Annotated in this window: 12 protein-coding genes; 1 reads left to right on the top strand and 11 read right to left on the bottom strand. The window is 65.5% G+C overall.

All coding sequences use genetic code 11. The features are described from left to right. Positions 1–62: 62 nt before the first annotated feature. From thpR to SPH52_RS13730, 10 genes are all read right to left on the bottom strand, one after another. The gene (gene thpR, locus SPH52_RS13685; protein ID WP_411795585.1) at positions 63–575 is read right to left on the bottom strand and encodes an RNA 2',3'-cyclic phosphodiesterase; all 513 of its coding nucleotides are present in this window, start codon (positions 573–575) and stop codon (positions 63–65) included. A 5-nt stretch (positions 576–580) separates the two neighbouring features. Continuing rightward, positions 581–970, bottom strand: coding sequence for a RidA family protein (locus SPH52_RS13690; protein WP_234289248.1), 390 nt, complete (start codon positions 968–970; stop codon positions 581–583). A gap of 91 nt (positions 971–1061) precedes the next feature. After that, positions 1062–3200, bottom strand: coding sequence for a RelA/SpoT family protein (locus tag SPH52_RS13695; protein WP_411795586.1), 2139 nt, complete (start codon positions 3198–3200; stop codon positions 1062–1064). A 22-nt stretch (positions 3201–3222) separates the two neighbouring features. Beyond that, a complete protein-coding gene (gene rpoZ / locus SPH52_RS13700) occupies positions 3223–3483 on the bottom strand; it encodes a DNA-directed RNA polymerase subunit omega (protein ID WP_411795587.1) in 261 nt (86 codons plus the stop codon). 160 nt (positions 3484–3643) lie between these two features. Further along, positions 3644–4258: a guanylate kinase gene (gmk, locus tag SPH52_RS13705; RefSeq protein ID WP_411795588.1), complete on the bottom strand. Its 615-nt coding sequence runs from the start codon at positions 4256–4258 to the stop codon at positions 3644–3646. 141 nt (positions 4259–4399) lie between these two features. Further along, positions 4400–5314: a glutaminase B gene (gene glsB / locus SPH52_RS13710; RefSeq protein WP_411795589.1), complete on the bottom strand. Its 915-nt coding sequence runs from the start codon at positions 5312–5314 to the stop codon at positions 4400–4402. A 98-nt stretch (positions 5315–5412) separates the two neighbouring features. Further along, entirely contained in the window at positions 5413–6891 is a 1479-nt protein-coding gene (locus tag SPH52_RS13715) for an alanine/glycine:cation symporter family protein (protein ID WP_411795590.1), read from the bottom strand. A 331-nt stretch (positions 6892–7222) separates the two neighbouring features. After that, positions 7223–8644, bottom strand: a complete 1422-nt coding sequence (locus SPH52_RS13720; protein ID WP_411795591.1) for a sigma-54-dependent transcriptional regulator — start codon at positions 8642–8644, stop codon at positions 7223–7225. Further along, complete coding sequence (locus SPH52_RS13725) at positions 8641–10437, bottom strand: transporter substrate-binding domain-containing protein (RefSeq protein WP_411795592.1); 1797 nt, start codon at positions 10435–10437, stop codon at positions 8641–8643. The genes SPH52_RS13720 and SPH52_RS13725 overlap by 4 nt, the downstream gene beginning before the upstream one ends. A 7-nt stretch (positions 10438–10444) precedes the next feature. After that, positions 10445–11323: a YicC/YloC family endoribonuclease gene (locus SPH52_RS13730; RefSeq protein ID WP_411795593.1), complete on the bottom strand. Its 879-nt coding sequence runs from the start codon at positions 11321–11323 to the stop codon at positions 10445–10447. 187 nt (positions 11324–11510) lie between these two features. Here SPH52_RS13730 and rph point away from each other — a divergent pair, with 187 nt between their 5' ends. Next, positions 11511–12248: a ribonuclease PH gene (rph, locus tag SPH52_RS13735; protein ID WP_411795594.1), complete on the top strand. Its 738-nt coding sequence runs from the start codon at positions 11511–11513 to the stop codon at positions 12246–12248. A 95-nt stretch (positions 12249–12343) separates the two neighbouring features. Here rph and SPH52_RS13740 read toward each other — a convergent pair whose 3' ends face one another. After that, entirely contained in the window at positions 12344–13111 is a 768-nt protein-coding gene (locus SPH52_RS13740) for an exodeoxyribonuclease III (RefSeq protein ID WP_411795595.1), read from the bottom strand. Positions 13112–13172: the final 61 nt, after the last annotated feature.

Consider the following 13172-nt stretch of genomic DNA (forward strand, 5'->3'; position numbering starts at 1 on the left):
ACCTTGCTTGTGCACCAAAAGTTCATGCGGTCATCATCTTGGTGCGCCTTCGTCCTTGAAGCTCAGCCCTGCGAGACAGCCAGGGACCGGTAGTGAGCGCCCCGCTCATCGATGATCGATTCAATCAGCTCTAACTGATTATAAGACCACGCCAGGTCGATGGCGGCAAAACCTGCCAAGTCGAGTGTGACGGCGTGTCGCAGCAGGGTGACGTGGGGGATGAAGCTGGCAGGGCGAGTGCCCAACCCGAATGATTCGAGGTCACCCCAGACCCTGCCCTGCAGACGCTCCAGTGCCGGGTCGGGTTTGCTCCCACCGACCCAGACGATACCGGGCCGCCGAAAGCTGCCCCAGCGCTCGATGTGCCACCTGCCAGGTTCGATGGTCAGGCACTGTGCCCACTCGACCAGCTCGGTCGCTTTGACCTCCTCCACTTCGCCGAGGAAGGCCAAGGTCAAATGCAGGCTCTCATCGGGCATACGCCGCCCGCCGCAGCGGGCGTGGGCGACATCCGCCAGCTCGCCGAGCCGCTCTCGCAGCTCGGGCGGTGGGGTCAGTGCCAGGAAGAGCCTCATGGCTCTTAGTCGCCGATGACCATTACAGCTTCGGCCTCAAACTGGGCACCCTTGGGCAGCGCCTTGACGCCCACCGCGGCGCGGGCCGGATAGGGCTTATCGAAGAACTCCTCCATGACCTGGTTGACGATGGCGAAATTGCCCAGGTCGACCAGGTAGAGGTTGAGCTTGACGATCTCGCCGAGCGAGCCGGCCGCTTCCTCGCATACCGCCTTGAGGTTGGTGAAGACCTGGCGGGCCTGGGCCTCGAAGTCGTCGGAAACCAGCTCCATGGTAGCCGGGTCGAGGGGGATCTGGCCGGAAAGATAGACGGTGTTGCCGGCCTTGATGGCCTGGGAGTAGGGGCCGATGGCGGCGGGCGCCTTGTCGGTATTGATGACGGCCTTGTTGCTCATGAGGATCTCCTTGTGGTGTTCATGTACTGCATGGCAAGGGTCAATGAAAGGCCCGTTCGCCGCGGTCGGCGGCGAACGGGCCAAAACGGGTTCAATTGCCGACGCGGGTGATCTTGCCGACGTGTGACAGATTGCGGATGCGTTTGATGATGCGTGCCAGGTGCACGCGATCGCGCACCGCCAGGGTCAGGTGCACGATGGAGAGCCTGGCGTCGCGCTCCTCGATGCCGACCCGCTCGATGTTGGCATCGGCGTCGGTGACCAGGCTGGCGAGTTCGGCTACCAGCCCGCGGCGGCTCTCGATCTCGATGCGCAGGGCCACCGGGAAGTCTTCGCTAATCTCGTCGGACCACTCCAAGGCGAACAGCTTGTCGGGGTCGCCCTGGAGTTCGTCGAGATTGCGACATTCGGTACGGTGCACCACGATGCCCTTGCCCACCGACAGGTGGCCGACCACCGGGTCGCCCGGTAGCGGGTGGCAGCAGCGGGCGAACTTGATGACCATACCCTCGGCGCCGCTGATCACGATGGGACCGCCCTGGGGGGCGAGAGTCCGCTCGCCGGCATCGGCCATGTCTCCGTGCATCAGGTCGACCAGGCGCCGCGCCACCACGTGGGCCACCCGGGTGCCGAGTCCGATCGATTCGAGCAGGCTTTCGTCACCCTTCAGTGACAACTCCTCGAGTAACTCCGGTACCACGCTCTCCGGCAGCTCCTCCAGGCTGGTCTCGAAATCGGCCAGGGCCTTGTTGAGCAGGCGCCGGCCGAGTTGCACCGCCTCGGTATGCTGCTGGTGCTTGAGCGCGTGGCGGATCGCCGAGCGCGCCTTGGCGGTGACCACGAAGTTAAGCCAGGCCAGGTTGGGGCGTGCCCCGGGCGCGGTGATGATCTCCAGCGTCTGGCCGCTCTCCAGGCGGGTGGAGAGCGGCGCCAGGTGACGGTCGATGCGACAGGCGATACAGCTGTTGCCGATGTCGGTGTGCACCGTATAGGCGAAGTCGATCACCGTGGCGCCCTGGGGCAGCTCCATGATGTCGCCGCGGGGCGTGAACACATAGATGTCGTCGGGGAACAGGTCGTTCTTGACGTGTTCGATGAACTCCAGCGAGTCGCCGGCGTGGCGCTGCATCTCGAGCAGGCCCTTGACCCACTCCCGGGCGCGGGCGTGGCTGCCCTCGGCGATGGGATGGTCGGTCTGGCCGGCCTTGTAGAGCCAGTGGGCGGCGATGCCGTTGTTGGCCATGGCCTCCATCTCACGGGTGCGGATCTGTACCTCGATGGGCATGCCGCCGCTGCCGAACAGGGTGGTGTGCAGGCTCTGGTAGCCGTTGGCCTTGGGAATGGCAATGTAGTCCTTGAAACGCCCCGGGACCGGCTTGTAGAGGTTGTGGACCACGCCGAGAATGCGATAGCAGCTGTCGACGTCCTCGGTGATGATGCGAAAGCCGAACACGTCCATGATCTCGGCGAACGGCTTGCGCTGGTCGCGCATCTTCTTGTAGATCGACAGCAGGTGCTTCTGGCGGCCGACCACGGTGCCGGGCAGGCCGTCGTCGTCGAGGCTCTTCTGCAGCGTGCTCTGGACCTGGCGAATCGCCGAACGGCGGTGGCCGCGGGCGCTGGAGACGGCGCGCTTGATGCGTTCGGCGCGCATCGGGTGCAGCGCCTGGAACGACAGGTCCTCGAGTTCCACGCGAATGGTATTGATACCCAGGCGGCTGGCGATGCGGGCATAGATCTCCAGCGTCTCGCGGGCGATGCGGCGTTTCTTCTCGGGGCGTAGAGCCCCCAGGGTGCGCATGTTGTGCAGGCGATCGGCGAGCTTGACGATGATGACGCGAATGTCCTTGGACATTGCCAGCACCATCTTCTGGAAATTCTCGGCCTGGGCGACCGCCTTGTCCTCGAAGGTGATCTGGGTCAGCTTCGAGACGCCGTCGACCAGCTCCGCTACCGGCTTGCCGAACTGCTCGGCAAGCGCTTCCTTGGACACGCCGGTGTCCTCGATTACGTCGTGCAGCATGGCCGACATCAGGCTCTGATGGTCCATGTGCATGTTGGCGAGGATGTTGGCCACGGCGAGCGGATGGGTCACATAGGGTTCGCCGGAGCGCCGGCGCTGGCCGTCATGGGCCTGCTCGGCGTAGTAGAAGGCGCGCTTGACCTGCTGGATCTCGTCGGGAGGAAGGTAGCCGCCGAGTCTGTCGGCCAGGTCGTCGATGGTGAACATTAGCGCGCCTTGGGTGACAGCCTTACTCCTCGAAGGACATGCCAGAATCGCTTTCGCGACGAATCCTGACAGGTGCCTCGATCGGCTCGTCAAGCACGGTGTGATCGACCAGGCCGGCGGCAATCTCGCGCAGCGCCATCACGGTAGGCTTGTCGTTCTCCCACGGCAGCTGGGCGTCGCGCGAACCGCGCGACAGCTGACGCGCGCGCTGGGTGGAGATCATCACCAGCTTGAAGCGGTTTTCGACATTTTCCAGACAATCTTCGACGGTGACACGCGCCATAATTGGGTACTTCCCGAAACAGTGAGGGCTCCGCCTAGGGCCGGAGCACCGAAATGGAACTGGACAGACTAGATTACTCGACGCCCGGCGGCTGTGACAAGCGCCTGAGGCCGGGAGTCGGGACGAACACCCGCGACTATCATGACAAGCGCCGCGGCTGTTAAGACAAAAGCGCCGCCAACAGCGGGCCATGCGACTCCTGCACCCGGGCCAGGCTCAGGCGCCGGCTGATCACCAGCGACTGCAGCTCGCGCAGGGCGGTGGTGAAGTCGTCGTTGATCACCAGGTAGTCGTACTCGTCGTAGTGCGACATCTCGCTGACCGCATCGCGCATGCGCCGGGCGATGGTGGCGTGCTCGTCGGTGCCGCGGCTGGCCAGGCGGCGCTCCAGCTCGTCGCGCGAGGGCGGCAGGATGAAGATCGATACCGCGTCGGGCATCCGTTCGCGGACCTGGCGCGCACCTTGCCAGTCGATCTCCAGGATCACGTCCTGGCCGGCTTCGAGCAGAGCCTTCACCGCCGGCCGCGAGGTGCCGTAGAAGTTGTCGAAGACCCGGGCGTACTCGAAGAACTCGCCGCGCTCGATCATCGCCTCGAACTCGGCGATCTCGACGAAGTGGTAGTTGACGCCGTTCACCTCGCCACGGCGCTGGCCCCGGGTGGTATGCGACACCGAGACCTGAATGCCATCGAGACTCTCGATCAGCTCGCGCACCAGTGTGGTCTTGCCGGCGCCGGAGGGCGCGGAAACGATGAAAAGCGTACCTTGGGACATATCGGGCTCCGGATCGCAAATACCCCCGGCCGCATGCAACGGAAGGGGGTGAGCGCCATGGCTGCGCGTTCGAGCGGGCTAGTATACCCGTCCGGCCGTGGGTGCGTCATGGGCCGTGGTCGACGAAGCGGGCTGGGGGCTTCACGCCTCCTGCGGGTGGGCGTCGAGCTCCTCGGCGAACAGCTCCAGGGCATACTGGGCGGCGACCGAATTGCCGCTCTCGTCGAGCGCCGGCGACCAGGCGCAGACCGTCATCCTGCCCGGTACGACCGCGACGATGCCGCCGCCGACACCGCTCTTGGCCGGCAAACCGACGCGGTAGGCGAAGTCGCCGGCAGCGTCGTATAGGCCACAGGTCGACATGATCGAGTTGATCCGGCGCGTCATTCCCGGCGAGACGAAGCGCTCGCCCGTGGCCCGAGCGTGGCCGTCGGCGGCGAGGAAGTTCAGGGCGACGGACAGATCCGAGCAGCTCATGGAGAGAGCACAGCAGGAGAAGTAGGTGCGCAGCACTTCGTCGACCTCGTTGTCGAGGTTGCCGAATGCCTTCATCAGGTAGGCGGCAGCGGCATTGCGTGAGCGATGTTGCCACTCCGAGGCCAGTACCTCGGCGTCGATCAGGATCGAGACGTTGCCCGACAGCCGCCTGGCGACGTCCTGGAGGTGCTTGTCCGGCGTGGCGAATGAGCCGACCAGGCGATCCGTGACCACGATGGCGCCGGCGTTGATGAAAGGGTTGCGCGGCTTGCCACGTTCGGCCTCGAGTTGGGCCAGGGAGTTGAACGGCATGCCCGACGGATTCAGGCCCACCCGCTGCCACAGCGCCTCGCCGTGGGTACGCAGGGCAAGGGTGAGCAGCAGCACCTTGGCGATGCTCTGAATCGAGAAGGGGACCCCGGCGTCGCCGGCGGAATACAGCTCGCCGGCGTTGGTATACACGGCAATGCCGAGTCGTTCGGGATCCTGCTGGGCCAGTGCCGGGATGTAGCTGGCGACGCGTCCGCTGCCGAGCCGTGTTCGCGCCCGTGCGTGGATGCTATCTACCCAGCTCTGCATGTCTTCCCTTGCCGACAGGGTTCGCACGGCCTGAGCCCCAACGGCCGGCCCCGAAGCATCGGGGCCGGCCGCAGGCTGTGACACAGGGTGTCGCACCGTTACTTCACCGGCTGGCCGGAGGCCGCCGATGCCTCGCCGTACTGCTTGAGTCGCTGCAGATCCTCGGGCTCGATCTCCCAGGCGGCGGGGTCGATATCCAGATCGGCGAACTTCTCGGCATTGAACACGGGGTGGCGGATACCGGCGCGGATCTGGTCGTCGAAGTCGCGCAGGATGCGCAGGCCCGGCTTGAACAGCATGAGCAGGGCGATCAGGTTGGCCAGGGCCAGGAAGCCCATGGTCACGTCGGCGAAGGCGAACACCGTGCCCAGATCGGTCATCGCGCCCCAGCCGCACAGGCCGATGACAGCGACGCGGAAGACGTTGAACAGCGTGAGGTTGCTTTCGCTGAAGAAGTTGAGGCTGTTCTCGCCCAGGTAGTAGTTGTAGAGGATGGTGCTGAAGCCGAACAGCAGCAGTGCGATGCTGACGAAGCTGCGGCCCCACTCGCCCACGTGGTCGGCCAGGGAGACCTGGGTCAGTGCCACGCCGCCGATCTCGGCACCTCCGGCCGGGTCCCAGGCGCCGCTGAGCAGGATGATGAAGGCCGTGCAGGAGCACAGGATCAGGGTGTCGATGAACACCGAGAAGGCCTGGACGATGCCTTGGTTGGCGGGATGCGGCACATAGGCCACCGCGGCCACGTTGGGTGCGCTGCCGAGCCCCGCCTCGTTGGAGAACAGCCCGCGCTTGACGCCCATCATGATGGCGGCGCCGATACCGCCGCCCACGGCTTGCTCGAGCCCGAAGGCGCTGTTGACGATCAGCATAATGACTTCGGGGATACGCGGCAGGTTCATGCCCAGGACCACGATGGCGATCAACAGGTAGCCGATGGCCATTACCGGCACCAGCACCTCGGTGACACGGGCGATGCGCTTGATGCCGCCGAAGATGATCAGGCCGACGATCACGGCCATGCCCAGGCCGGTGTAGAGAACCGGGACGCCGAAGGCATCATCGAAGGAGGTCGCCACGGCATAGGACTGCAGCGCCGTGAAGCCGAAGCCGAAGGTGACCAGCAGCAGCACCGAGTAGACGCCGGCGAGCCACTTCCAGCGGCGGCCGAGGCCGTGGGCGATGTAATAGGCCGGGCCGCCGCGATAGGTGCCGTCCGGCTGTGCCGTCTTGTAGGCCTGGGCCAGTGTGCACTCGAGGAAGCTGGTGGCCATGCCCATCAGGCCCACTACCCACATCCAGAAGATCGCACCGGGTCCGCCCAGGGTGATCGCCACCGCGACACCGGCGATGTTGCCGCCGCCGACACGACCTGCCACCGAGAGCAGCAGGGCCTGGAAGGAGCTCAGGTGGCCGTGCTTGTCGCGCTTGAATGCCTGGCTGGCGCCGAGAATGCGGAACATGCGGGTGAAATAGCGAAACTGGACGAAGCGGGATCTCACGGTGAAGCCGACACCGACCGCGATCAACAGGGCGATGAGCACCTTGCTCCAGAGGAAGTCGTTGATCAATTCCAGCATCACAGGTTCCCCCGGTCGATGGCGAGCGGGGTGGTAAGCGGTGCAGGCCGTACGGTGGCTGCGGGAGTCATTGTTCTTGGCATGGGGGTGAACCTCTTGCTTGCGTTTGTCGACATGCCCGCAGAGCGGGTCGGAGTATCAACGCAAGGTCCATGCCAGTATAAGGTTTTATTTAAGTTATTGTTTTTAAGGAGTTTAAAGGGGATTTTTCGAGCTGGTAAAAACCAAGCGGTATAACCCTCGGCACACCTCGATACGGTTAGAATAGAAAAAATATAGATTTTTCAAAAGGCTACTAAGCGTATAACCTGGGTTATCGCTATAACCCAGGTTATAGCCCTTCGTTGCGCCGCTTCTTCAGCCGCTTGCTCAGGGCCGGCTGCGAGATGCCCAGCCAGCGAGAGGCCATGGACTGGTTGCCCTCGGCGCGCTGCAGTGCTTCCTCCACCAGCAGGTCGGCGACTTCGTCCAGCGTGGGCAGCGGCTCGTCGGGTGCGAACACGGCGCGCTGGCGATGATGGGACGAGGGCGGATCGCCACCGCCTGCCTGGTCGATGGCACGCTTGAAGGCCTCCATGGAAAGCGTGCGGCTGCGGTGCTGGCTCATGGCATCGAACGCCATGGCACGCAGTTCGCGCACGTTGCCGGGGAAGGCGTAGTTACCCAACAGCACTGCCAGCTCGGGAGGATAGCTCGGCTTGCTCTTGCCGAGTTCCTCGGCCGCCTCGGCGAGGAAGTGGTCCAGCAGCAGCGCGATGTCCTGCTTGCGCTGGCGCAGAGGGGGAATGTGTACCTGGTGGGTGCGCAGGCGGTAATAGAGGTCCTTGCGAAAGCTCCCTTCCTGCTGCTTCTCGCCCAGGTCTCGGTGGGTTGCCACCACCACGCGGGCCTGGATGCGCTTGGGCCGGTCGCTGCCCAGCGGGTAGTACTCGCCCTCCTGAAGCAGGCGTAGCAGCTTCACCTGGGACGCCAGGCTGAGGTCGCCGATCTCGTCGAGCAGCAGGGTGCCGCCCGCGGCCTGCTCGATCATGCCGGCCCGTGGTTGCTCGGCGCCGGTGAAGGCACCGCGCTGATGGCCGAACAGCGTATCGGCGAAGACGTTGTCGTCCAGGCCCGCCACGTTGACGCATACCAGCGGGCCCTGCCGGCCGCTCAGGGTATGGGCCGCCCGTGCGATCAGTTCCTTGCCCACGCCGCTCTCGCCGGTGATCAGGATCGGCTGCTGGGTCCGCGCCACCGACTCCAGGTACTGGAACACCGAACGCATGCCCTTGTCGGCGGTGACGATATGGGCGAAGGCTTCGGGATTCTCCAGGGTGTCGTTGAGGAAGCGGTTGCGCAGCGCCTGGTTCTCCTGGCGTAGCTCCTGCAGCCGGATGGCGCGACGGATGCCCTCCACCATCCGGCTCTCCTCGTCGGTCTTGACGAAGTAGTCGAAGGCGCCGAGCTTGATGCAGTTGACCGCGGTCTCCACCTGGTTCAAGCCGCTCACCACGATGACGCCGACATCGGGATACTCCTCGACGATGCGCGCCAGCAGCTGCTCGCCCGACACATGGGGCATGGTCAGGTCGAGCGTCACCAGGCCGATCTCCTCCCGCGCCAGGATCCCCATCACCTCACGGCTGTCCTGGCAGCGGTGGATGTGATTGATGCCGCCGCTGCGCTCCAGGGCAATGCTCAGGCTGCGCAGGAAGGCCGGCTCGTCGTCGACCAGCAACAGTCCGAAGGCGGGATAGAGGCTCTGACTCATGGCGTGTCCTGTTCCTTGTGCCGGTGCGTACCGCTCTCGAGGCGCCCGTCGCCCGGTGGCGTCTCGGCGGCTTTCACGGCCGCCGGCAGCGCCAGGGTCACGCGGGTGCCCTGGCCGGGGCGCGAGTCGAAGGCCAGGCTGCCCTGGTGCTCGTGCACGATGCCGGCGGAGACGGAGAGTCCCAGCCCGGTGCCGCCGCATTCGCGTCGGGTGGTGAAGAAGGGGTCGGTCAGCCGGCTCATCGCTTCGGGCTCGATGCCCCGCCCCTCGTCGCGAACCTCCAGCACGGCCCTGCCCGCGGCGCGATCATAGCGCGTCGTCAGGCGGATGCCCTGCGTCGGGGCCTGTAGCGCCTGGCAGGCATTCAACACCAGGTTGATCACCACCTGCTCAATCCGTTGCGCGTTGCCCGCGAGGGGCGGCAGGTCGTCGGCGTAGTGCGCCTCGAAGTGGTTCGTCGCCTGGCGGATCGAGTTGTCGACCAGGCGTACGGCGGTGGCCACCACCGCATTGAGATCGAAAATTCCGCCCGGTTCGTCGCCGCCCTGGCGGGCAAAATCCTTGAGATCGCCGACGATGCGCTTGATGCGGCGAGTGCCCTCCTGCATGTCGTCGATCATCTCGGGGAGCTCCTCGCGCATGCGCGAATAGGGCAGCCCGCCGAACGAGAAATCGCCGTGGGCACGGTAGTGCGCCTCGAGGATCGGCTCGGCGTCGGCATAGGCGTCGCGCAGCACCGGCAGGTTCAGCAGCAGCAGGCTGCTGGGATTGTTGATCTCGTGGGCCACGCCGGAGACGAGCACGCCGAGGGAGGCCATCTTGTCGGCCTGGATCAGCTGCTGCTGATGCTGGCGCAGCTCCGCGGTGCGTGCCGCCACCTCGCGCTTGAGCATGCGGTTCCAGATCACGATGGCGCCCAGTACCAGCAACAGCAGCGCGGAGAGGGCCGCGCCGACCTGGCCGACCTTCTGCCACGGGATGCCCTCGCGGCCCTCCAGCGGCCCCAGCCAGCGATCGTAGATCGCCTGGTGGCGGCCGGTGTTCTTCAGGATGGCGAGCCCCTCGCTGAACTTGGCCAGCAGGTTGGCGTCACCCTGGCGCACCGCGTAGCCGTAGCGCAGCGAGAAGGGCCGTGCCACCGGCACCAGGTTGGTCAGGCCCAGCTCTCGACTGAGGTAGAGCGCCGGCAGGTTGGCGACCAGGGCATAGTCGTGCTGGCCGGCGGCCAGCGCCCGCAACGCGTCGGCATGGGTATCCACCGGGATCACCACCGCGCCGATGTCGTGCTCGATCAGGTAGTCGTGCATGATGTCGCCGCGCTGGACGAGCACCTCCTTGCCGCGCAGCGCCTCGACCTCCACCGCCGGGTCGCCGCGACGGGCGAAGATCGACTGATGGACGATGGCGTGGGGCGGTGCGAAGTCGAACCTTTCGGTACGCGCCTCGGAGAAGGACATGCCCTGGAGGATGTCGATCTCGCCCTGCTCCAGCCCGCGGCGCACCTCGCTCCACGGCCTCAGCTCGATGCGCACCTCGATGCCCATCACCTCGGCAATGGCCTGGGTCAGCTCCACGTTGTAGCCGGCCGGCTCGCCGTCCTCGTCGAGGAACTCATAGGGCGGGTGGTAGTGATCGCCACCGACGACGATGACTTCCCTGGCCCCCTCGGGCCCCTCGACCTGTCCCCAACCCGGCAGGGGCACGACAAGGCAGGCAGTCATCATCAGGTAGCCCACCCACCGCGCCATGGCGGTCAGGCGATTGTTCGAGGGCTCCGTCCGGTTTGCCGTCATCGCTGTGCTACTCGATATTCTGGATCTGTTCCCTCATCTGCTCGATCAGCACCTTGAGCTCCACCGCGCAGCGGGTGGTGCTGGCTACCGCCGACTTGGAGGAGAGGGTGTTGGCCTCGCGGTTGAGCTCCTGCATCAGGAAGTCGAGCCGGCGTCCCATGGGGCCCTTCTGGTCGAGCTGGCGTGCCACCTCGCCGACGTGGGTCTCGAGGCGGTCGAGCTCCTCGTCGACGTCGGCCTTCTGGGCGAGCAGTACCAGCTCGGCCTCGAGCCGCTGGGGGTCGAGCTCCGCCTTGACCGCTTCGAGACGCTCCAGCAGCAGGGTGCGCTGGCGTTCGAGGATCTCCGGCATCAGGCGGCGCACCTCGGCGACCTGTTCGCGCACGCCGGCCAGGCGCTCGCGGATCAGCGCCGCGAGCTTGTTGCCCTCGCGGGCGCGGGCTTCGATCAGTTCGTTGAGGGCGGCTTCGAACAGCGCCGTGGCCTCCGCCTTCACCGCGTCCAGGTCGACGCCCTGGGATTCGAGCACGCCGGGGTGTTCGAGCAGCGAGAGGGCATCAGGCATGGCGACCTGGGGCAGCGCCTCGCGGATCTCGCCCAGCGCCTCGGCCAGGGCGACCAGCCGGCTGTGGTTGACGGCCAGGGTTTCGCTGATGTCGGTGGGTTCGAAGCGCAGGTGGCACTCAACCTTGCCGCGTGCCAGGCGCGTGCGCAGCGCCTCGCGGAAGGCGGGCTCCAGGTCGCGCAGGGCCTCGGGCAGCCGGAAGAAGGGTTCCAGGTAGCGCTGATTCACCGAGCGCAGCTCCAGTTGCAGGCTGCCCCAGTCGCCCTCACGGCTCTGGCGAGCAAAGGCGGTCATGCTGTGAACCTTGCTGTGATCGACCATGGTCACTCCTCGATCGGTTGGCGACGCCGCTGCCGGCACTGTCCGACGACAGGTAGGACAGGAGTTTAACCGATTCCCCGGCCCAACCGTGTAGAATGGCCAGCCATTCGACGCCTGGACGCGCACGGCCGGCTCGGCTTGTGGTGTCGGGGCGTCATTCAGATCGTTTCTGCATTCGAGAGGTAGTATGGCTTCCGACCTCAAGCGCCCCAGCGGACGGCGCCCCGACCAGCCCCGCGAGATTCGCTTGACCCGCGATTATACCCGCCATGCCGAAGGCTCGGTGCTGGTGGAGTTCGGCGATACCAAGGTGCTGTGCAACGCCAGCGTCGAGGCCGGCGTGCCGCGCTGGCTGCGAGGCAAGGGCCAGGGCTGGGTCACCGCCGAGTACGGCATGCTGCCGCGCGCCACCCATACCCGCGGTGGTCGTGAGGCGGCCCACGGCAAGCAAGGCGGTCGTACCCTGGAGATCCAGCGCCTGATCGGTCGTTCGCTGCGCGCCGCGGTGAACCTGAAGAAGCTGGGTGAATTCACCATCACCGTGGACTGCGACGTGATCCAGGCCGACGGCGGCACCCGCACCGCCTCGATCACCGGCGGCTGCGTGGCACTGATGGATGCCATCCGCTACCTGCAGCGCAAGAAGATGATCAAGGGCGACCCATTCGTGCAGTTGGTCAGCTCGGTCTCGGTGGGGCTCTACAAGGGCGTTGCCGTGGTGGATCTCGACTACCCGGAAGACAGCGGCGCCGATACCGACATGAACGTGGTGATGGCCGAATCGGGTGGGTTGATCGAGGTGCAGGGCACCGCCGAGGCAGGAGTGTTCTCGCGGGAGCAGCTCAACGCCATGCTGGAGCTGGCCGAAAATGCCGGCGCCGAGCTCTTCGAGCACCAGCGCGAGGCGCTGGGCATTCGTCGCTGAGACACTCTGTAGTGTTCCTAACGCATTGCGCCGGCCTTCCATGGCCGACGCAATGCATTCCGGGCAGAGCCCGGCCGCGACGATAAGGGGCGTGCTTACAGCGTCAGGTCGTACTCGACGAACAGCGGGGCGAATTCGCTGAAGGTGGCGTCGTAGTCGATCCAGGCGTCCACCACGTGGCGGCGCAGGTTGGGGCCGACGATCTGGTAGTCGATCCGCCAGCCTTCCTGGCGCGAGCGCGGTACTTCCTGGTCGAGCTTGGGCCACCAGGTGTACTCGCCGGCGTCGCGGTTGATCTCGCGGAAGGTATCGATGAAGCCGGTGGGACCGAATACCTGATCCATCCAGGCGCGCTCTTCCGGCTTGAAGCCCGGCGTGGTCTGGTTGTCGGCCCAGTTCTCCAGGTCGACGGTCTTGTGGGCGATGTGCCAGGTGCCGCAGATGATGTACTCGCGACGCTTGCGGGCCATCTTGTTCAGGTATTCCTGATACTGGGCCATGAACGCCTGCTTGGCGGCGTAGTCGCTGCCGTCGGGCATCAGGAAGCTGGCGATGCTGAAGCGGTCGTAATCGGCCTGGAGGAAGCGCGCCTCGTGGTCGCACTGCGGAAAGCCGAGGCCGTACATGATCGCCTTGGGAATCTTGCGGCAGTAGATACCCACGCCGGAGAAGCCGTCTTCCTCGGCGTCCAGGAAGTAGGCTTCGTAGCCTTCCGGGTAAAGAATGCTGTCGTCCAGCTCGAAGCTCTTGGCCTTGAGATTCTGGACGCAGATGACATCGGCGTCCTGTTCGGCCAGCCAGTCGAGAAAACCTCGCCCGACGGCCTCGCGGATTCCGTTGACATTGATGGTGGCAATTTTCATACATGGTCCCTTTGACGTCGCGCGTGTATGATACCCGACGTTTCGACGTTTGGGTAAATGG

The sequence above is a fragment of the Halomonas sp. A29 genome, from assembly GCF_046723295.1.
Lineage (GTDB): Bacteria > Pseudomonadota > Gammaproteobacteria > Pseudomonadales > Halomonadaceae > Halomonas.